We start from the raw sequence: 20,964 nt of genomic DNA, 5'->3' as shown, positions 1-20,964 counted from the left end.
GGCCGGGGTGTACCGCTCGGTCCAGCGAAATGGTGCGTCGGCGGCACGGACAGCTCTAGGCTGTATTCGCTACACACTGTGGAGGTTGGATCTATGACGGTCGACATCGTGACCGAACCGGCGACGGAGGAACTGTGGACCGGATCGGCCCGGTCGGCCGGGACACCGCCCACGTCGATGATCGAGCGGATGACACTCATCCTCGACGCCTTCGACGCGACCACCCCGACCCTCACCCTGCTCGGCCTGGCCGAGCGCACCGGCCTGCCCAGGTCGACGGTGCATCGCATCCTCGATCAGATGATCCGATTGCGTTGGCTCGCACACACTCCCGGCGGTTACCGCCTCGGGCTGCGGGTGCTCGAACTCGGCGGACTCGCCGCCGAACACAACGAACTGCGTGAAGTGGTCGGCCCGCTGCTCTACGACCTCAGCCAGCGCACCGGCCTGGTCGGGCACCTCGCCGTGCTCGACGGCCGCGAGGTGCTGTTCCTGGATCGCGCGGGCAGGCGCGGGCAGGTGGCGATCCCCACCCGGATCGGCGGCCGGTTACCGGCCCACTGCACGGCCCTCGGCAAAGCGCTGCTGGCCACCCTCGAACCCGGTATCGCCGAGGCTTCGCTGCGCGGCAACACCGTCGCCCGCACGGCCCGCACCATCATCGACCGGGTGGAACTGCACCGAGAACTGGCCCGCATCCGGCACCGTCAGGGCGTGGCCGTCGACACCGAGGAATCGCTGCCCGGCGTCGGCTGTGTCGCGGTGCCGATCCGTGGCCGAGGGGTGGCGGTAGCCGCGATCTCGTTGTCGGGCACTGTGAACGGCGACCGCGCTGCCCTCGACACCGCCCGGCTGGCGCGCGCCCTCGCCGAGGTCGCCAACGAGGCATCGCGCGCGCTGACACCCCGGCACGGGCGCGGCTGACTAACTCCGGCGCGCCATCGCCCGGCCCGCGGCGCGGCCGGAGAAGATGCAGCCGCCGAGGAACGTGCCCTCGAGCGCGTTGTACCCGTGCACGCCGCCGCCGCCGAACCCGGCGACCTCACCGGCGGCGTACAGGCCGTCGAATACCGAGCCGTCCGGGCGCAGCACCTGTGAGTCGAGGTCGGTCTGCAAGCCGCCCAACGTCTTGCGGGTCAGCACATTGAGCCGCACCGCGATGAGCGGGCCGTGGGCCGGATCCAGGATGCGATGCGGGGTGACCACCCGCTGCAACTTGTCACCGATGTACTTGCGGGCGGCGGTGATCGCCGCGATCTGCGCGTCCTTGGTGAAGGGGTTGGTCACCTCGCGATCGCGAGCGACGATCTGCCGTTCCAGTTCGGCGGCATCGAGCTTCGGTCCGCGCGCGATCTCGTTCATGCCGTCCACCAGGGCGGGGAGCGAGTCGGCGACCACGAAGTCCACACCGTGCTGCTTGAACGCCTCGACCGGACCCGGTGCGCCCTTGGCGAGGCGGCTGCGCAGCGTGAGCTTCCAGTCCTTGCCGGTGATGTCGGGGTTCTGCTCCGAGCCGGAGAGGGCGAACTCCTTCTCGATGATGGTCTGGTTCAGCACGAACCAGGAGTAGTCGTAGCCGGTCGACAGGATCTGGCGCATCGTGGCATTGGTGTCGAAGCCGGGGAAGCACGGTGCGGGCATGCGTCGGCCGTTCGCGTCGAACCACAGCGGCGACGGACCGGGCAGGATGCGGATGGCGTGATCGGGCCACACCGGATCCCAGTTGTTGATGCCCTCGGTGTAGTGCCACATGCGATCACGGTTCACCAGCGCCGCGCCCGCGCTCTCGGAGATGCCGAGCATCCGCCCGTCGACGTAGGCCGGTACGCCCGAGATCATCGTCTCCGGGCACGGGCCGAGGCGCTCGGTCGGCCAGTTGCGCCGGATGATGTCGTGCGCGTGCCCGATACCGCCCGTGCTCACCAGCACCGCAGGCGCCTGGAACTCGAAGTCGCCGACCACGTCCCGGTTCGAGGCGACACCACGCTCGGTGTCGCTTGGCGCGAGCACGCTGCCGCGCACCCCGGTGACCGCACCGTCGGTGACCACCAGCTCGTCGACCCGGTGGCGGAACGCGAACCGCACCAGGCCCTTGGCCTCACCGGCCAGCACGGGCTCGAGGAACACCCGCAGGACCTCCGGACCGGTACCCCAGGTGAGGTGGAAACGGGGAACCGAATTGCCGTGACCGTCGGCGAGGGAGCCGCCGCGTTCGGCCCAGCCGACGATCGGTGTGATGCGTAAACCCAAGGCGTGCAGGTAGTCCCGCTTCTCGTCGGTCGCGAAGCGCACGTAGGCGCGCGCCCACTCCACGGCCATGCTGTCCTCGCCGTCGAGGCGATCGAAACCGGCCGACCCCATCCAGTCCTGCAGGGCGAGGTCGTAGGAATCCTTGATGCCGAGGCGGCGCTGCTCGGGGGTGCCGACCAGGAACAGCCCACCCAGCGACCAGAACGCCTGCCCACCCAGATTGGCGCGGTTCTCCTGATCGACCACGAGCACCTTGCGTCCGGCCAGCACCAGCTCGTGGGTGGCGACCAGGCCCGCGAGCCCGGAGCCGACCACGATCGCGTCGGGGGAGAAATCATCGGTGGGCTGGGGCGCTGCGCTCGACATGTAGGAAAGCTAGCATTGCTGCGACGGTGACCGGGGGGAGTCCTGGAATTCACCTGACCAGCGATGTTCACCGAAGAAAGGCTCGAGAAACCATGAAGGTCCGGATCCGCGCGGGCGCCGCCGTGCTCGCCCTCGCCGTGCTGGCGTCCCTCGGCGCCACCTCCTGCGGCAAGTCACGCTGGTGCGAACGCGACCTCGGCGATGTGCACGTGGCCGACTCCTACTGCGAGAAGAACACCCCCGGCTACGAGTGGGAACCCGACAACGACAAGCCGAAGTACAAAAAGAAGTCCAAGAAGAAGTAAATCCCTCGGGCGGTCCTGTGCCGCAGGCGATCCGAGACGCAACCGTGGCGCAAGGGATGCGCAACGCATGCCGTGCCGATGCCGATGACCGGGTATTCCACCTCTGAGCACACCGAATGCCGTTGAGGCAGACGGTAACTGCTCGGTTCTCTAATCCTCACAACGGCGTGAGCAGGTGGTCCCCATGGCCTATCGGAAGGTAATGCGTATCGGTTGGAAGCGCACAGCGACAATGCTGTCGGTGTGGCTTCTCGCCACGGGAATCGGTTCGGCGATATCGCCCGGACCTACGGCGTGGGCACAGGGTTGTGCCGCAGTGGACGTCGTAATCGCCCGTGGCACAACGGAGCCCGGATATCTAGGGGCCGCCGTCGGGGACCCGCTCTACGCGGTCCTGCGCGAGCATCTGGCGGTGGACACCAGTGCGCACCGCGTGGAATACCCCGCCGATCTGCTGGTGCCGTCCTCGGTGAGCGACGGAACCCGCGCCATGACAGGTCATCTCGTCGCCCGCTCGGCGGCCTGCCCGGACCAGCGGTTCATCCTGGTCGGCTATTCGCAGGGCGCGGTGGTCACCCACGGTGTGCTGGGTTCCCCTGCCGCACTGGCCCTCCCAGGGATGTGGACTCTCCCGCCCGAGCTGTCCCACCGTGTCCTCGCGGTGCTGCTGTTCGGCGACCCACTCCGCCTCGTCGGCGGAACGGTCCACCCGTGGTACGCGGATCGCACGCAGAACTACTGCGCCGCAGGCGATCCGGTATGCGCGGGCGGCATCTTTCCCGCCGCCCACGGCACCTACGAATGGGCCTTCGCCGACGCGGCGGGACAGGTGAACGCCCGGCTGTGAAGTCGCCCGCCGGGGTCGGCGACCGGTAGTCCAGAATCGGGAGATGGCGAGCGAGAACATGATGCTGATCCACGATCCCGAGCTGCTGGAGCGGGGCGAACGGGTGCTTGGCGAGGAGTTCCGGGCCATGCACGAGCGGGTGCTCGCGGTGACCGCGATGACGTCCCGGCTCAACGCACTGCCCTTCGACGACGAAACGGGAAAGGCGGAACTGCTCGAGCAGATCCTCGGGCGTCCGCTGCCCCCGAAGCTCACGATCTACCCGCCCTTCTACACCGACCACGGACTCGGTCTCGACATCGGGGAGCGGGTCTTCGTCAACCAGGGGTGCACGTTCCTCGACTACGCGGGGATCCGGCTGGGATCCGGTGTGATGATCGGCCCCAAGGCCACCTTCATCACCATGGGACACCCGGTCGACCCCGAGGAACGGCGCCGGTTTCTCACCGGCGCACCGATCGATGTATCCGACAATGTCTGGATCGGCGCCGGGGCGACAATTCTGCCCGGCGTCAGTATCGGGCGCGACTCGGTGATCGCGGCCGGCGCGGTGGTCGGGGACGACGTGCCGGAGCGGAGCCTGGTAGCCGGTCCCAAGGCGTCGGTCCTGCGCACGTGGTGACACCGGCATTCGCGGACGGAAAGTGACCGCGATGGCTTCTATCGTGCGGTTATGGGAAATCGAACGAAGAGGATCGTGGTCACCACGCCCACCGGACACGTGGGGTCGCGGGTGGTGCGGCTGTTGGTGCAGGCGGGAGTTCGGCCGCGGGTGCTGATGCGGCACCCGGGCCGGCTCGATGATGGCGTTCGGGAACTGGTCGACGTGGTACAGGTCGACCAGGGGGACGCGGACGCCGTGGTGCGGGCCACCGAGGGCGCCGATCGGTTGTTCTGGGTCGACCCGCCCGCGCTGGTGGACGGTGATCCGGTGGCCGGCTACGCGCTGATGGGTGCCTCCGCGGCGCGGGCCGTAGTCGAGAACAGCATCGAGAAGACGGTGTTCCTCAGCAGTGGGGGAGCCGAGAAACGTTCCGGCGCAGGAGAGATCGACGGACTCGCACGCACCGAGGAGCTACTCGACGCCACCGGTGCCGATGTGCTGCATCTGCGATGCGGGTACTTCTTCACGAACCTGCTGCCCCAACTCGACGAGATCCGGGCGGGCACCCTGTCCACGCCCTGGCCACTGGACCACGCCATGCCGTGGGTCGATCCGCGCGATATCGGCGAGGTCGCCGCGGTGCGCTTGCTGTCCGACGACTGGTCGGGCCGCGTCGTCCAGGCGGTCCACGGACCCGAGGATCTCACCTTCGCGCGCGTGGCCGAGATCCTCGGCGCACAACTCGGTTGCGACGTCACCCCGATCCAGCTCTCCGACCGGGAGTTCCGCAACGCCCTGCGATCGGCGGGGCTCGGTGACGGCCAGATCGACGGAATCGCCGGAATGGCAGCGGGTCTCAGCACTGACTACATCCCGGAGGACCCCCGAACCCTGCTCACCACCACGCCGACGACGCTGGCCGAGTGGGTCTGCCGTCAGCTGCCCTGATCACCGGGGTTATCCCGCCCCACATGACGTGGGCCAGGCCATCAGCAGCGGTGGGATGACCCGACCCGGTCACGACACCCCCCGACAAAGCGAGTGTCGTGACCGGGACTCGGATCACCAGTGGACGCCGGGCAGCATTCGGCTCATCCGCGCGGCCGGACTCGGAACCACCATCAGCGGGGCGAGGACCGGGCCGAGGACCGTGAGGGGTCCACGCGACGGCTCGGCCGTCTCGGCGGGTTCCGCGATGACCGGTTCCTGCTTGCCCTGCGCTGCGGTCGATTCACCGAAGAGGCGGTACCCGGTGTGCATGATGGTCCGTTTCAGCGACGGCAGCAACATCTCGACCGCCTGCGAGAACGTGCCGACAGGCGTGTCGATGCGGTCGGGGCGTTCGAGCAGGGCACGGACCACGATGCCCGCCGCCCGCTCCGGATCCGGCAGCGGCAGCGCCCGGTAGATCTCGGTCGGCGCGATCATCGGGGTGCGCACCAGTGGCATCCGGATGGAGGTGAAAGTGATTCCGGCGTCACGGTTTTCGACCGCGGCGATGTCACTGAAATTGTCCAGCGCCGACTTGCTCGCGGCGTACGCGGCGAAGCGCGGCACCTTGGTCTGCACCGCGATCGAGGAGATGTTCACGATGTGGCCGAAGTGGCGTTCGCGCATCGACGGCAGCAGTGCGAGGATGAGCCGCACCGCACCGAAGTAGTTCACCGCCATGGTCCGCTCGAAATCGTGCATGCGGTCCACCGAATTGGCCACCGAGCGCCGGATCGAACGGCCCGCGTTGTTCACCAGGTAGTCGACGTGGCCGTGCTCGGCGAGCACCGTCTGCACCAGCGCGCCGACGGCCGTGGCATCGGTGATGTCGCACGGGTAGGCGAAAGCCGACCCGCCGTCGGCACGAATGGATTCCGCAGCGGCAGTGAGATCTTCGACGCCGCGCGCCACCATCAGCACCACCGCGCCACGACGCGCGACAGCATGCGCGGTGGCCAGGCCGATGCCCGACGACGCGCCGGTGATGAGCACCGTGCGGCCCGAGAGCGGATGCGCCCCGGACTCGACACGGCCGCGCTGCGGATCGAGGTTGGCCCGCCAGAATTCCCACAGCCGGGCGGCGTAGGTCTCGAAGGCGGGCACCGCGAGCCCGGGCAGCAGCGCCCGCGTGGAGTCCGAAACGAACTCGGCGGTGAAACCGACATGCGGCGCCACCTCCGCGGGGATGCCCGCCTGCTCGAACAGGAAGTCGCGCACCGCGTGTGCGCCGGGCACCTGACCGAGCCCACGCAGCGCGAACGCACTGCCCGGCACGGTCCCGATCCCGGTCGGCCCGCCCGCCGCGCTCGCCAGCGCGCGGTAGATCTCACCGAACGGCTGCGGCTGCGGGTTGACCAGGTGGAATGTGCGCCCGTCCAGCCCCGGGCGGCGCACCAGGCGGACCATCGCCTCGGCCACGTAGTCGACCGGAACCACATTGGTGGCACCCAGATCGGGCAGCGGCAGCGGCAGCTCGGCGGGCAGGTCCGACAGTGCCGCGATCGCCGGGAAGAAGTAGTACGGGCCGTCGATCTTGTCCATCTCGCCGGTACGCGAATCACCGACGACGATCGCGGGGCGATACACCCGCCACCGCACGTCGCCGGCCTCGCGGACCAGCTTCTCGGCCGCGAACTTGGTGCGGTGATAGGGCGAGGTGAGGTTCTGGCCGAGGTCGAAATCCTCCTCGAAGAACTTGCCGTGATGATCGCCTGCCACCGCCACCGAGGACACGTGGTGCAGGACCGCACCGAGCCTGCGGGCCAGCTCGATCACCGCGCGGGTGCCGTTCACATTGGCCGCGTGGGCGGATTCCTCGTCGGCGGTCATGTCGTAGACCGCGCCGAGGTGCAGCACATGGTCGGCGCGCGGCGGCTCGTCGCCCAAGCCGAGTCCCTCGGCGGTCAGGTCGCCGACCAGGGCGAACACGCGATCGCCGTCGGGGTGCTGCGCGTTGAGCGCGGTGAACTTGGCCAGCGACTCGGCGCGCACCAGCACGTGCACGATCGCGGCCGGGTCGGCGGCGAGCAGCTCACGTACCACTCGCCGACCGAGAAAACCGGTACCGCCCGTCACGATGTAGGAAACCATCGCCCCTCCTGAAAATGTCTCGAAACACGGTGTGCGCAAAAGTGATCCGGCATGCGGCGGTGGATGTGGGGATCACGAGAACCCGGGAACGTCGTCGTCCGGGTGGGGCTAACCGTACTCGTCGGTAACAAAGGGGGCAAGCGACGGGGTGTCTGTCACCGTGTGGGAATTGTCACCCGTCGTCGCAGGTCAAAGGGTATGTGTGACAGCTGATTTCCGTAACTCCGAGTTTCGGGCAACTTCTCGCTAACGGTGCGCGGCGAGTGCTCCCGCGACGGTGTCGGCCATCCTGGCGCGGAATTTGTCGGGGGCGAAGCTGTCGGCGTGTGCGCGGATCTTCGCGGAATCGTAGTTGCCCGAATCGAAGTCGCGCATCCGTTCGGCGAGGGCGGCGACGACCGCGTCGTCGTGGCCCGGCGGCACGTATTCGCCGGTCACGCCGGGTCGCACTGTGTCGAGCGAGCCACCCGCACCGACCGCGAGCACCGGCGTGCCACAGGCCATGGCCTCCACGGGGACGATGCCGAAGTCCTCGATGCCCGGCATCAGCAGCGCCCGGCAGCGCCGGTACATGTCCTGCAGGACGTCGGCGGAGGTGGCGCCGAGGAACGTGGTCTCCGGCCCGGCGAGCTCTTCGAGTTGGTCCCGGAACCGTCCTTCGCCCAGGACGATGAGCCGTACGCCCGCGCGCTGCGCAGCCCGGATCGCCAGGTCCGCGCGCTTGTAGGGCACGAGCCTGCCCGCGCACAGGAAGAAGTCCTCCCGCGCGACCCCGGGATCGGGCGTGAAGCGGGCGACCTGCACCGGCGGATTCACGACGGAGGCGGGCAGACCCCACCAGTCCCGTACCCGGTCGGCGACGGCATGCGAGTTGGCGACCACATGGGTGAGGCGGGGTGCGGCGCGCAATTCGCCACGGCGAGCGAGGGTTCCGAGCGCACCGAGCGCGAGCTGACCCAACCGGCCGCCCGCTTCCTGGGCGCGGAATTCCCGATCCCACGCCCACCGTGCCGGGCTGTGCACATAGGCGACCACGGGTGCGTCGGTGGCGAGCGCGGCCTGAGTGGCGAAGGCGTGGTGGCTCACCACGACCACGTCGAAGTCGCGAAGCGGCATGCGCCGCAATGCCCGCGGCACCAGCGGTAGCAGGGGAGCGTGCCTGCCGCCGGTGACGGTGTGGGCGCGGCTGAGCCAGGTGTCGTGCACGGCGCGCACCGGCTCGCGCAGCCCGCCGGGCGCCACGATGGGCGCGAATACCTCGGCATCGGGCCAGGTTTCGACGAACTCGCCGACCACGGCCTCCGAGCCCCCGAATTCGGTGAATCGTTCGTGGACGATGGCGACACGGGTCATGGGGAGGTTCTCGTTTCGATCCGGCGGGGTGCGGCGGTGCGGCGCAGCGCGGGCGCGACCGGGCGGCCACGCAGCAGCCCGTCGACGGAGCCGCGCGCGATGGCGCGGCGGTATATCTCGGCTGCCCTGGCGCACGCGGAGATCGTGTCGGTGACGGCCTCGGCGTCGTGGGCGGCGGAGGTGACGAATGACTGTCCGAGCACGCCGTGCTCGAGCAGTTCCTGCAGGAACAGGGTCCGAAAGGCTTGCGACGGCAGGCCTTCGGCGTCGAGGGTGCGGAAGATCAGGCACGACGGGCGCCCGCGCACCTGGAGGTGGTCGGTGATGCCGTGGTCGGCGGCGACGGCGTTCACACCGTCGGCGAGGGCCCGGCCCGCCTCTTCCATGCGGGCGATCGGGTCCTCGGTGCGGTAGGCGTACACCACGGCGCGGAACGCCGCGAGCGAGGCGGTCTCGGGGCCGTGGGTGGTGGACAACAGGAACACCCGGTCGCGATCGGTGCGCAGGCCACCGAGTTCCATGTACTCGCGTTTGCCCGCGAGTGCGGACAGCGGGAATCCGTTGCCCATCGCCTTGCCCCAGCACGACAGATCGGGTGTCACCCCGTAGACCGCCTGGGCGCCGCCTGCCGACCACCGGAAGCCGGTGATCATCTCGTCGAACACCAGCAGCGTCCCGTGCCGATCACACAGTGCGCGAACGCCTTCCAGATATCCGGGTAACGGCTCGGCCAGCGCGGTCGCCGCCTCGAGGAAGACCGCCGCCACCGTGCCGCCCGCCAGGACCGCCGCGAGCGCGTCGAGATCGTTGTAGGGGAATGTCACGGTGTCGACGGCGGGGATGCCTGCGGACATGTCGGTGGTGCCGATGAACCAGTCGTCGACGGAGAAGAACGGCTGTGCGCAGACCGCGACGGCGGTGCGTCCGGTGACCGCGCGGGCGAGCCGAACGGCCGCCGTGGTGGCGTCGGAGCCGTTCTTGGCGAACTTCACCATGTCGGCGCCCGGGACCAGGTCCAGGAAGTCCTGTGCGGCAAGCAGTTCCAGTTCGGTGGGGCGGGAGAAGCTCATGCCGTCGGCGGCGGCCTCGGTGGCCGCCCGCAGGACCGGTTCGTATCCGTGGCCGAGGGTGACCGACCGCAATCCCATCCCGTATTCCACGAACTCGTTGCCGTCGGCATCCCAGACGCGAGCACCCTTGCCGCGCACCAGGACCGGTGCCATCGACTCGGGGTACTGGTCGGCGCCGCGGGCATAGGTATGCGCTCCGCCGGGGACGAGGTCGTGCAGACGCGCCTGGATTTCGGTGCTGCGGGTGAAGTCGCGCATCAGGTGAGCCCCCAGAGATCGTGATCGGCACACAGTCCGCTCGGCCCGCGATGGGCCTTCAGCAGCCCCTCGTGGGCGAAACCGGCGGCGGCGACCACCGCGGCGGTGACGGTGTCGCCGACGGGAATCTCGGCCGCCATCCGCCGCACACCCAGCTCCGCGAAAGCGTGCTCGACGACCGAGCGCAGGGCCGCCGCCCACAGTTCGGGTTCGACCCGGAGTGGATCGACCCAGGTGTAGAGACCGGTGGCCTGGCACGGCAGCGGTGAATCGTACAGGTGGAATTCGCCTGCGTAGACACCGTTCACGTCGAGTACGAGGAGCAGTCCACTCGATGATCGGAGGCCGAATCGGTTGTGCCACAGCGTGCGATACCACCGGGCGCGGCTCTTGGATCGGTTTTGTCCGGCCGAGGAGTCTTCCTCGGTGCCGAGGCACTCCTGCCGGGACCGGGGGAACGAGCTCGTCGCCGTCACCCTTGTGCGTCCCACCCGACTCCACTGCGCCCTGTCCTTGCGAGTCAGGGTGTGCACCACCGTTTTCGGACCCTCGGGGACGATCAGCGAAACCGGGGCGGCGGGACGGTAGAGCCGCAGCTTCTCCCGCACCGACCACACCGACCATCGCAGAGCGGCCAGCGCGACCACCGCGCGCGGTACGCCGCGATTCACCGAGCCTGCGCCCGGTGCGGTGCTCGACGGGTAGGTCGGCCTGGAGGTTCTCGACTCCACGACAGGAATGTCCGCTGGATCGGCATGAACGAGCGGCGGCAGCTGCGCGGCGGCCAGATCGGCGGGTGTCAGTGCCCACAGCGTGTGGTCCTTACGCGCACCACCCGCGTCGTAGGCCCGGACCATCGTCGCCTCGTGCCGGAAGCCCAGTCCCCGCAGACAGCGCAGCGCCGGGTCGTTGTCGACGGACACCGGAGCGAGCACCCGCGCCACACCGTGCACGCGGAACATGTAGTCGCACAGCAACAGCAGCGCCCGGCCGATCAGCCCACGGCCGGCCGCACCGGCATCGATCCAGGCGCTCGCCTCCGCCGTCGCCGAGTCGGCGTCGATGATCGTGTACTCGATCTGCCCCGCGAACCGCCCGTCGACCTCGATCACGCCGACGAACCGGCGACCGGCCCGCATATCGGCCAAAGCCACGAGGCACTCGCGCGCCCAGATCCGTGGCGTGTGCCGCTGCTCCCAGCTCAGCGGTGAGGTGCCCCAGTGCGGTTCGATCCATGCCCGGTCACGCAACCTGATCTCACGCCACCGGTCGAAGTCCGACAGTCGCGGCGGGCGCAGGCGAACGAGGCTGTCGCCGTGGCGGATCGGGCCGAAGATCGGGCTCGACATCGCGGTCGGCGCCTCGGTGGTCGTGCGCGACACTGCGCCTCAGTTCTCGCGCGGACCGGGCGACTTCGGCACCGGTGCCGCCCGCACCGGCCACTGCCGAGGCAGCACCGTCGTCTCGGGGTCGTAGTGGACACTCGCGCTGCTCGTCACCTGCGGCACGGTCGCGGTGTCGGTGCGCGCCGGTGGTGTCGGCGTGACGGGCTGAGACTCGACGGGTTCCGGCTTCTTCGGATCCGGGGTCGGCGAGGCCTGTTTCGCCGGATCCGGCTTCGCCCCGCCGCGACGGAGACCACCACGCCGGGCGATCGCGCCACGAGCGAGCACCACCGACTCCGCGACGATGATCAATGTGGCCAGCGCCGCGAACAGGCCTTCCTGCACCGGATGCGGGGCGACGAGTTCCGAGCGGGGGTTCGCCACGACCGTCAGGCGCGGCATGCCGAGCACCTGCCGGAATTCCATCTCGCGGGCCACATCCCTGGCGTCGAAGCTCAGTTCGGGGCGCAGCGGGTCGTCGGCGAGGCGCTTGGTGAAGGTGTCCTCCACCGCGCGCCGATGCGTCTCGAGGTCGGCCGCCGAACGGGCGATGGCCTCGGTGCGCATCTGCGAGGCGACACTGTCCAGGGACTGCTGCACCGCGAAGACCAGCTTCTCGGCCTGCTCGGGCGACCCCGCCTGCGCCTTGATGATCAACAGCGAGGGCGCGGGACCGGTCATGGCCGAAACCCGTGGCCGCAGATCCTGTTCCGACGGCGCGAGCCCGTTCTTCACCACATCCGAAAGCACCCGGCTCTCGGTGACGAGCACGATGTAGGGCTGGGTGAGTTCGTTGAAGACCGCACCGATCGACTGCTGCGAGATCTGCGCGGTCAGGCTCGCTTCGTAGGTGCGCGGACTGCCGTCGCGCACCACCCACACCACCCCACCGACGATCGCGGCGACGACCAGGGCGATCGGCAAGGCGCGCAGCAGCTTGCGCAGATGGTCGGCAATGTTCACCCCGGACATGGCCGGGGAGTCGGCGCCCGTGTCCGCCGGGTCGGTCTCGCTCACGCTGTCCCCACATTTCGCCGATCTTGTGCAGCGATGTTAGCTGGGGTTCCACTGTCTAGCGAACTCTGAGCGCTGTGGCGAGCATCATGAGTACCCGTACTGGGAATCGTGAAACATTATCGCCCGTCGTCTCGATGTGAATGTCGATTGCTCGGCGGGTACTGTGCACGCAAACGGGCACCCGACGCGCGACGCGGGCCTGCTGAATGTCTTGGAGGATGTGCTGTGGTGGGGGTGCCTGTATCGGTCTGTGTCCCGGCATTCAACGCGGCGCGCACCATCACCGAGACCATCGATTCGATCCGTGCCCAGGAATTCGGGGATTTCGAGATAGTCGTCCTCGACAACGCCAGCACCGACGGCACCGGTGAACTGGTCCGGTCCATCGACGACGAGCGGATCCAGCTCCACAGCAACGACACCGTGCTCCCGATGACCCAGAACTGGAACCGGGTGATGAGCCTGGCCGGTGGCGAGCTGGTGAAACTGGTCTGCGCCGACGACCTCATCACCCCGGATTGCCTGTCGGCCCAGGTGGAGACGTTGCGCGACCCGCGAATCGCCGTCGCGGGCGCGAAATTCGACATCATCGACGACGACGGCACCGTCCTGGCCAGAGCTCGAGGGCTGGCCGGGCTGATCGGGCGCAAGTCCTCGCGAGCGGCGGTACGCACCTTCGTGCGCAGACTGCCCGACGACCTGTGTCCCACCGCCGCATTCCTGTTCCGCCGCCGCGAGTTCGAGGCGACCGGCGGCTTCCGTACCGATTTCTTCTACGCCATGGACATCGACCTGATCGCCCGGCTGTGTGCGCACGGCGGGTTCTACGGCCACAACCGCCCGCTCGCGGTGAACCGGGCGTCGATCTTCAACCATTCCTCCACCACCTCGACGCTGAGCAAGTTCTCCGACGTGGTGCGCTTCAACCATCACGCGCGCCGCGAATACCGCGATCTGGTGCGTCCGGTCGACGTGCTCGCCGGCGATGCCACCGTGGTCCGGCAGGCGCTGGTCCGCCTCGGCGCGCGGGCCAGGCAGCTGGCCGGGCGGGGCTGAGGCGCGATGAGCTCGCTGCTGTACCTGGCCGCCGTCCCGGTGGGCTGGGTATTCCTGCGCTGGATTCGCTTCCGGCCCCAGCGCGGGGTGCTGCTGGTCGCGGCGCTCGTCCCGTTCAACGGTCTGCTCGAGATCGCTCCGGGCTGGATGCAGGTGGCGGGCTGGAAAGAGGCGCTGCTGTGTCTGACGCTGGCCGTGGCACTGTTCGTGCCGCACCGGCAGACCGAGCCGCGTCCGACGCTGCCGTGGGTGCCCTTCGGTGCCGCGCTGTGTGTGTTCGGTGTGGTGTCGGCGTTCGTCACGGCCGGAACGCTCGGGCTGTTCGCCATCAAGATCACGTTCTTCTACTTCGTCGTGATCCCGCTGATCCTCTACCTGCGGCCCTTCACCCCCCGCGACCGCGACCTGCTGGTGACGATCATGATGGTCGAATCGGTCGGTATCGCGTTGTTCGGCCTGGCCCAGCAGGTGATCGGCGGTGCCGGGCTGGCGAAGATGGGCTACGAGTACAACGAGACGATCCGCTTCGCCGGTGGTCTGCTCCGCTCCTTCAGCACGTTCAATCAACCGTTCCCCTATGCCTTCTACCTGGTGACGGTCTTGCTGGTGGGTGGTTCGGTGGCGCTGGCCGATCCCCGGCGCGCGCGCAATCGGATGTTCCTGATGGCCACCCCGATCCTGGTGCTCGGCGCCGCGGCAAGCGTGGTGCGGGCGGCGCTGGCCGGTTTGCTCGTCGGAGCGTTGCTGCTGGCGGTCGTGCGGTATCGCCGTCAGCTGATGCCGGTGATCCTCGGGTCCGTCGCGGTGGTCGTCGTCGGCGGGATCGCGGTGTCGTCGCAGGCCAGCAGTTCGCTGTTCTCCTCGTCGAGCCTGGCCGACCGCAGCACCGGCTGGAACACCGTGATGCGCACCGTGGGCAGTCATCCCTTCGGTGACGGACTCGGTTCCACCGGTGCGGCCGCGGCGCGGCTGCTCGTCGAGGAACTCGGGCCGATGGCGGGGGAGATGCCGTACGCCACCGGTGAAGTCCAGATCTACGGGCGTCCCTATCAACCCGACAACTACTACGTGAAGCTGCTCATCGAGCTCGGGCCGATCGGGGTGTGGCTGTTCTGCGCCATCCTGGTCGCGATCTTCCTGCTCGCGTTCCGTGGTGCCCGGGCACTGCGCGGACCGGACTCGGCCCTGGCGCTGGGTGTCGCGGCGTCGGTGCTCGCCAGCGCGGTAGCGGCGGTGGCGTCCAGCTACTTCGAGATCTTCCCGACCGACTTCTATTTCTGGCTGCTCGCCGCGGTCGTCGGGTGTGCCGTCACGCAGCGCCGACCCGAGCCGGTGTCCGCCGCGCCGAACTCTGTCCCCGAACAGGTGCCGTCATGAATGAATCCTCCAGTAGCGCAGTGTGTTTCGGGGCGCTGGCGTTCCGGCCGAACGGTGCGGGTGTCGCCACCTACCAGCGCGAGCTGCTGGCGAGGATGGTCGGGCTGATGCCGGGAACCGCGCTGTCGGCGCTGGTCCAGGCCGATGCCGCGCCCGTGCTGCCCGAGGGCATCGCCCCGGTGACGCGACCGGTCGCGGCGGGGGCGCGCCGGGCCTGGCACGGCATCGCCCCGCAGCGCGGCGTCGATGTGTTCCACGGACTCGATGTCGACATCCCGCTCACCGGTCCGAGGGCCACGGTCAGCACTGTGCACGACCTGTCGGTGTTCGACGTGCCGTGGGCGTTCAGCCGCTACCGGGCCCGCGGCGAGCAACTGCTGCTGCGGATGTCGCTGACCCGCGCCGACCTGCTCATCGCCGTCTCCGAATTCACCGCCGAGCGCATCGCGGACCGCTTCGGACGCGAGGCGGTCGTCGTCCCGCTCGCCCCGGCCGCCTGGGCCACGGTGCCCGACGAGACCGCCGTGGAGCGGGTGCGCGCCCGGTACGCGCTGCCGTCACGCTTCGTGCTGCAGGTCGGCACCGTCGAACCACGCAAACAGGTCGCGATGCTGGCGCAGGTGACGGGCGATCTCGACATCCCGCTCGTGCTGGCGGGCGCCGGATCCGACGGCCCGCAGGCTCCGGCCTCGGCGATCGGGCTCGGCTACGTGGACCTCGCCGACCTGCCCGCCCTCTACGCGGCAGCGACCGTGGTGGCCTACTGCTCGGAATACGAGGGCTTCGGTCTGCCGCCGGTGGAGGCCATGGCCTGCGGTGGCGCGGTCGTCGCCAGCGCGGTCGGCGCGCTACCGCAGGTCTGCGGTGACGGTGCGGTCCTGGTCGAGGGCACGAACCCCGAGGCGTGGGTCCGGGCGATGCGTCCGCTGCTGCACGACGAGGCCGCCAATCGGGAACTGCGCGACCGTGGCCTGGTCGCGATGACGAAACTGAGCTGGCAGACCACCGCCGAGGCGACCGTCACCGCCTATCGCACGGCGGGACTGCTGCCGTGAGCGAGCAGACTGCCGCCATCGACGAGCAGGCCGAGGGCAGGCGCCGCGCGCAATCGGGTCGCGCGGCGGCCAACAACACCGCCGCCATGCTGGCCGCCCGGATCTTCGCCGCCGCGCTCGGCCTGCTCGGCACCACCCTCATCGCACGGTCGTTGCCGACGGTCGAATGGGGCTACTTCTCCTTCGTTTTCGGGCTGCTCGGCATGCTGGCGATCGTCACCGACCTGGGTGTCGGGCGGGCGGTCATCGGCAAACTCGTGCACGGCGATCCCACCGAGGCCTCCGAGGTGGCCGCCTCGTTCATCGTGCTGCGCACCGTCCTCGGCCTGGTCGGCTACGGACTCGCCATCGGCTACGTCCTCGTGATGCGGTGTCCCACACCGGTTGTCGCGGCCACCGCGCTCGCCGGGCTGGTGGTGGTGATCGCCACCCCGAGCCACGCGCTGACCATCCTGTTCCAGTCGACGATGCGCCTGACCCTGGTCGCCGCCGCCGAATCCCTCGCGCGCTGCGTCCAATTGGCGCTCACGGTCGCCGCGGTGCTGTGGGCGCCGACGCTGCTGTGGGTCGTGGTGCCTGCCATCGCCTACGAAGTCGTCGCGGTCGCGGTGAAGATCGTCGCGGTGACACGCGGCCTCGGCGGGCCCGTTCCGGCGCGGCGCATCGAGTTGCGCTGGTGGGGACCGATGTTGCGCGAGGCACTGCCGCTGAGCATCGGTCTGGCGCTCATCATCATGTTGCAGAAGGTCGGGCTGCTGTTGCTCGGGCACGCCGACAGCTTCGAGGCCGTCGGCCTGTTCGCCGTCGGCATGAAATTCGCCGACCTGCTCGACACCGCCGCCGTCTCGGTCGTCGCGCCACTGACGACCCTGCTGATCGCGCTGTGGCCCGACGACCCGCCCCGCTTCCGGCGCTACTTCCGGCAGGCGAACGTCGCGCTGATCGCCCTGGGTCTGCTCGCCCTCGTGGCCTTCTGGCCGGTCGCAGGCCAGGTGATCGGGTTGCTGTTCGGCGAGAACTTCGTCGAGGCGGCCGACGCGGGCCGGATCCAGGTGGCGGCAGGCCTGCTCGGTGCGGTCGCGAACCTCGGCCTGGTCGCGCTCATGGCGACCGGACGCAACACCCTGATCCCGTGGATCGCCGGGCTGGCGCTCGCGGTGAACCTGGGCGTCGCGTGGCCGTTGATCGACCGGATGTCGTACGAGGGCGCCGCGATCGCCGGGTTGATCGCGCAGGTGGTGCTGCTGATCGCGGTGTGGATCGCGGTGCTCGCGACGGTACGGCTGCGGCGGCTGCTCCCGGTCGCGACAGTGGCCGCGCTCACCGGAGTCGCCGTCGCCGTCGTCGTCGCCGCGAGCCTGGCCCAACGGCACTGGGCGCCCCCGTGGATTCTCACCTGCTGCCTGGCCTGCCTGATATACGTTCTCATCGCCGGAAGCATCATGCGAAGGACCGAGGGATTGACCATACGAAGCTTGCGAGGACCGGAAACCGATGACACTGTGGCGAATCGCTCGGGCGGGACTGACCGCCGTGGTCGTCATGGCGACAGTCCTCGGGTGCGCACCGGAGCCGACGGCGAGCACTGAACCGGTGGTGCGCGGCGGTCTCGGCATCTCGGGCGGACACACCTGGCTGCAGCTCGACGCCGCGGAACTGGACCGGCAGATGGGCATCGTGGCGCAGACCGGCGCCACCTGGGTGCGGATCGACATCGACTGGTCGGTCATCGAACCCGTTCGCGGCGAACAGGATTGGTCGGCCACCGACCGCGCCGTGCGGGCCGCACGCGCCCACAACCTTTCGGTGCTGGCTATCCTGACCTACGCGCCCGCCTGGGCCGGCCCGCACGGCGGTGACGGCGGCAGCAAGACCGCGCCGCAACCGGTGTTGTTCGGGCGGTTCGTCGGTGACGCCGTGGATCACTATCGCGACCAGATCGCACACTGGGAGGTCTGGAACGAACCCAATGTGACCGCCTTCTTCGCGCCGAAGCCCGATGTCGCCACCTACGCCCACCTGCTGCGGCAAGCCGCGCTCGCGGTGCGCGCTCGCCAGCCGCACGGGCAGATCATCGTCGGCGGTCTGGCGCCCGCCGCCGACGACGGCCGCGACATCGCCCCCGCCACCTTCGTCGAAGCGCTCTACGCCATCGGCGCCGCTCCCGACTTCGACGCCGTCGCCGTGCACCCGTACTCGTATCCCGAACTGCCGGAATCGCAGAGCTGGTACAACGCCTTCGGCAACCTCATGCGGATCCGGCGCATCATGGACGCCAACCACGACACCACGATGCAGCTGTGGCCCACCGAGTTCGGTGCGCCGACCGGTTCCGGTGCGCGCGCCGTGAGCGAAGACGTGCAGGCCCAGATCATCGATCAGGGACTGGGCATGGTCGCCGCCATCCACGATATCGGACCCGTGTTCGTCTACTCGCTGGTCGACGCGGGTGCCGACCCGCACGACCTCGAGGACAACTTCGGTCTGCTGCGCCGCGACTACTCCGAGAAACCGGCGGTGACCGTGGTGCGCAACCACGCGGAGGTGCTGCGTGCCGGGCGCTGATCGGGACCTGCTGTTCGTCGCCCACAGCGCACAGGCCTCGGGTGCGGAGAAGGTGATGCTCGATCTGATCGAGCTGGCGGTGGCGCGCGGGTACCGGGTGCGGGTGGCGTGCCCGGTCGGCGCGCTCAGCGAACGGCTGCCCGGCTCGGTGGGACATGTGCCGATCCCGGAACTCGGCTTGTCGGGTCAGCAGGGCGGTGCGCGGTTCGCGGCCGCACTGGTGATGCTGCGGCACTGGGTGCTCGCCGCCGCCGCGTTGCGAAAGGCCTCGCGCGGTGGCCGGGCGCGGCTGGTGGTGAACTCGACGATGGCCCTGCCCGCCGTGGCGATGTCGGTGCCCCGGCGCCGTGACACGGTCTGGTTGGTGCACGACATTCTCGCCAGCACAAGACAATTCGCGGTGGCGCGGATCGGTCGGATGGCGCTGGCACGGGCCGTCGCGGTATCCGAACGGGCGGCGGCCCCGGTGCGCGCGCTCGGGATCGAGACCGAGGTGGCCTGGCTCGGGGTGCCGTGGCCGGTCGAGCCCGCACCCGTGCTGGATCGCTCGCACCCCGTGGTCGGCATCCTCGGAGTGATCACCGAGTGGAAGGGCCACCACGTGCTGCTGGAAGCCGTCGCGGCACTGCCCGGCGTGTGCGTCGAGATCGCGGGAACGGCCCTGCCCGGCGACGAACCGTACCTGGCGTGCCTGCGCGACCGCGCGGCGCGGCCCGACCTCGCCGGCCGTGTGCGCTTCCTCGGCCACGTCGACCCACTGCCGACCATCCGAGGCTGGGACGTCCTCGTTTCGGCCAGCGTCCTCCCCGAAGCGGGACCGCTGGTCGTGCTCGAGGCGATGAGCGTGGGCGTCCCCGTGGTCGCGACCGACCACGGCGGCAATGTGAGCACCGACGTCGCGGTATGCGTCCGCCCCGACGACCCACACGCCCTGCGCGAGGCGCTGAGCCGGGTCACCGAGGACCACGCACTGCGCGCTCGGCTCCGCGAAGCGGGACTCGCGAAGATCGCCACCCGGCACAACCGCACCCGGACCCGCCCGCACATGTTCGACACGGTGGTCGGCGACGGGGACCGAGCGATGTCGACACCGGCCGGGAACTCGACGTCGGCAGCACCGGACTCACCATGAACCCTCGGTGAGTCGGCCCGCAGGTCGGACGTCGGGTGGGTCCTGGCGTACCGGCCGTCCTTCGATGGGTGGGCACCATCAGCCGTGAGCGCTCGGCGTGGGTTCCGGCGGGTCGTGCGGAGAGGGGACGACGAGTTGCGGGAAACGGCTACTGGTCGACCTTTCGCGGGCGGAGGGGATCGTCGACGAACCAACGGCCGTCGAGTTGCGGGAGGGAAGTTCGGACTTCGCGGAGGAGGTCGGGGAGCGTGAGCAGGACAGCGTCGGGCTCGGCCGCCACCAGATCGGTGGGGGAGATGATGGGGACGTCTGTTCCTGGCATGCGTCGGCCCTGTTTGCCGGGCGAGGCGTCGGCCACTCCGGCGAGGAGTTCCCGGTGCGCGCCCGCCATCGCCAGGAGAGCGACAGCGCGGGAGGCAGCACCGTAGGCGAAGGTCCGAAGACCCTGGGCGGCACAGTCTTCCAGCCAATCGTGGAGAGCGCCGACGTGGCGATCCACCACCTGCTGCAGTCCGCCGGCCGCCGCCAGCACCTCCTCCTCGGCTGCCAGCAGCTGCTCGACCGCCCGGTCGGCGGGATGTGAACCGTGACGCGCGGCGACCAGCACCGTGCCGCCGTAGAGGTCGAACTCCCATGCCGTCACGACGCTCATCCCCGCCGCGGCGAGAAGGGTACGCAGGGAGGCGAGGGAGTAGTAGGCGAAGTGGCCGTGCCGCAACGCATTCCACTGCCCCTGCGCCACGATCGCGGCCAGCGAGTGGAACTGCACGAGCAGCACGCCCCCGGGTGCGGTCGCGGCGGCACGGGCGGCGAAGGCGGCACGCTGGTCGGGTTCGTGCATGATGCCGAAACAGTCGAGGACTATGTCGGCGGGACCGGTGGCTTCGGTGAAACCGGGAAGCGGCAACCAGGTACCGCCGTGCGGACTGCCGAACTCGGTCACGGTCGCGCCTGCGAGCAGACCGGACGCACGCACCCGGTCGATCGCGTCGGCCGCCTGATCGCGCAGCGCCTGCGGCTCGATCCCACGCGGTTCGGCGGTGACGGTGTCGTCGTCGGCGAGCTGGGCCAGCCCGCACGCCGCGCACCGGTCCATCCGCAGCGGATGCCCGGACTCGGTCGGCCGCATTGGGGAATCGCGAGGTGGGAAGTGGTCGGCGGCGGGCACCGTGCCCAGGTCGAGCAGGGTGCGCAGCGCGGTGTCACCGCAACCTCGGCAGCGGCGGGTCATGGCAGGATGTCC

Annotated in this window: 18 protein-coding genes; 11 read left to right on the top strand and 7 right to left on the bottom strand. The window is 69.6% G+C overall.

All coding sequences use genetic code 11. The features are described 5' to 3' along the window. Positions 1-93: 93 nt before the first annotated feature. On the top strand, positions 94-924 hold the full coding sequence (locus tag ACWEVR_RS21125) for an IclR family transcriptional regulator (protein WP_067638995.1): 831 nt from the start codon (positions 94-96) through the stop codon (positions 922-924). On the opposite strand, the gene ACWEVR_RS21120 is transcribed toward ACWEVR_RS21125, so the two are convergent. Further along, positions 925-2,616, bottom strand: a complete 1,692-nt coding sequence (locus ACWEVR_RS21120) for an FAD-binding dehydrogenase (protein WP_452468356.1) — start codon at positions 2,614-2,616, stop codon at positions 925-927. 92 nt (positions 2,617-2,708) lie between these two features. On the opposite strand from ACWEVR_RS21120, the gene ACWEVR_RS21115 reads away from it, so the two are divergent. The 4 genes from ACWEVR_RS21115 (at position 2,709) to ACWEVR_RS21100 (ending at position 5,320) form a co-directional block, all read left to right on the top strand. Continuing rightward, positions 2,709-2,921: a hypothetical protein gene (locus ACWEVR_RS21115; protein ID WP_067488734.1), complete on the top strand. Its 213-nt coding sequence runs from the start codon at positions 2,709-2,711 to the stop codon at positions 2,919-2,921. A gap of 316 nt (positions 2,922-3,237) precedes the next feature. After that, positions 3,238-3,768: a cutinase family protein gene (locus ACWEVR_RS21110; protein ID WP_452468355.1), complete on the top strand. Its 531-nt coding sequence runs from the start codon at positions 3,238-3,240 to the stop codon at positions 3,766-3,768. A gap of 43 nt (positions 3,769-3,811) precedes the next feature. Beyond that, the gene (locus tag ACWEVR_RS21105; protein WP_452468354.1) at positions 3,812-4,390 is read left to right on the top strand and encodes a sugar O-acetyltransferase; all 579 of its coding nucleotides are present in this window, start codon (positions 3,812-3,814) and stop codon (positions 4,388-4,390) included. A 51-nt stretch (positions 4,391-4,441) separates the two neighbouring features. Next, the gene (locus tag ACWEVR_RS21100) at positions 4,442-5,320 is read left to right on the top strand and encodes an NmrA family NAD(P)-binding protein (RefSeq protein ID WP_452468353.1); all 879 of its coding nucleotides are present in this window, start codon (positions 4,442-4,444) and stop codon (positions 5,318-5,320) included. 114 nt (positions 5,321-5,434) lie between these two features. On the opposite strand, the gene ACWEVR_RS21095 is transcribed toward ACWEVR_RS21100, so the two are convergent. From ACWEVR_RS21095 to ACWEVR_RS21075, 5 genes are all read right to left on the bottom strand, one after another. Beyond that, positions 5,435-7,453: an SDR family oxidoreductase gene (locus tag ACWEVR_RS21095; RefSeq protein WP_452468352.1), complete on the bottom strand. Its 2,019-nt coding sequence runs from the start codon at positions 7,451-7,453 to the stop codon at positions 5,435-5,437. A gap of 246 nt (positions 7,454-7,699) precedes the next feature. Further along, complete coding sequence (locus ACWEVR_RS21090; protein WP_452468351.1) at positions 7,700-8,806, bottom strand: glycosyltransferase; 1,107 nt, start codon at positions 8,804-8,806, stop codon at positions 7,700-7,702. Then, on the bottom strand, positions 8,803-10,134 hold the full coding sequence (locus tag ACWEVR_RS21085) for a glutamate-1-semialdehyde 2,1-aminomutase (RefSeq protein WP_452468350.1): 1,332 nt from the start codon (positions 10,132-10,134) through the stop codon (positions 8,803-8,805). The genes ACWEVR_RS21090 and ACWEVR_RS21085 overlap by 4 nt, the downstream gene beginning before the upstream one ends. After that, positions 10,134-11,516 carry a GNAT family N-acetyltransferase gene (locus tag ACWEVR_RS21080; protein WP_452468349.1) on the bottom strand — a complete coding sequence of 461 codons (1,383 nt, stop codon included), beginning with the start codon at positions 11,514-11,516 and terminating at the stop codon, positions 10,134-10,136. Before ACWEVR_RS21080 ends, ACWEVR_RS21085 begins: the two co-directional genes overlap by 1 nt. A 6-nt stretch (positions 11,517-11,522) precedes the next feature. Next, on the bottom strand, positions 11,523-12,536 hold the full coding sequence (locus ACWEVR_RS21075) for a hypothetical protein (RefSeq protein WP_452468348.1): 1,014 nt from the start codon (positions 12,534-12,536) through the stop codon (positions 11,523-11,525). Between the two features lie 228 nt (positions 12,537-12,764). Here ACWEVR_RS21075 and ACWEVR_RS21070 point away from each other — a divergent pair, with 228 nt between their 5' ends. Genes ACWEVR_RS21070 through ACWEVR_RS21045 form a run of 6 tightly spaced genes read left to right on the top strand, consistent with a single transcriptional unit; the run spans position 12,765 to position 19,721 of the window. Further along, entirely contained in the window at positions 12,765-13,592 is an 828-nt protein-coding gene (locus tag ACWEVR_RS21070) for a glycosyltransferase family 2 protein (protein ID WP_452468347.1), read from the top strand. Between the two features lie 6 nt (positions 13,593-13,598). Continuing rightward, on the top strand, positions 13,599-14,969 hold the full coding sequence (locus tag ACWEVR_RS21065) for an O-antigen ligase family protein (protein WP_452468346.1): 1,371 nt from the start codon (positions 13,599-13,601) through the stop codon (positions 14,967-14,969). Further along, on the top strand, positions 14,966-16,024 hold the full coding sequence (locus ACWEVR_RS21060; RefSeq protein ID WP_452468345.1) for a glycosyltransferase family 4 protein: 1,059 nt from the start codon (positions 14,966-14,968) through the stop codon (positions 16,022-16,024). Before ACWEVR_RS21065 ends, ACWEVR_RS21060 begins: the two co-directional genes overlap by 4 nt. After that, positions 16,021-17,613, top strand: coding sequence for an oligosaccharide flippase family protein (locus ACWEVR_RS21055; RefSeq protein WP_452468344.1), 1,593 nt, complete (start codon positions 16,021-16,023; stop codon positions 17,611-17,613). Before ACWEVR_RS21060 ends, ACWEVR_RS21055 begins: the two co-directional genes overlap by 4 nt. Next, positions 17,567-18,589, top strand: coding sequence for a glycoside hydrolase 5 family protein (locus tag ACWEVR_RS21050; RefSeq protein WP_067638969.1), 1,023 nt, complete (start codon positions 17,567-17,569; stop codon positions 18,587-18,589). Before ACWEVR_RS21055 ends, ACWEVR_RS21050 begins: the two co-directional genes overlap by 47 nt. Then, on the top strand, positions 18,576-19,721 hold the full coding sequence (locus ACWEVR_RS21045; RefSeq protein ID WP_452468343.1) for a glycosyltransferase family 4 protein: 1,146 nt from the start codon (positions 18,576-18,578) through the stop codon (positions 19,719-19,721). Before ACWEVR_RS21050 ends, ACWEVR_RS21045 begins: the two co-directional genes overlap by 14 nt. A gap of 148 nt (positions 19,722-19,869) precedes the next feature. On the opposite strand, the gene ACWEVR_RS21040 is transcribed toward ACWEVR_RS21045, so the two are convergent. Further along, positions 19,870-20,952, bottom strand: coding sequence for a class I SAM-dependent methyltransferase (locus tag ACWEVR_RS21040; protein ID WP_452468342.1), 1,083 nt, complete (start codon positions 20,950-20,952; stop codon positions 19,870-19,872). Positions 20,953-20,964 lie beyond the last annotated feature (12 nt).

This window comes from Nocardia sp. NPDC003979 (assembly GCF_053605015.1).
This window is presented reverse-complemented; position numbering and strand designations above follow the sequence as displayed.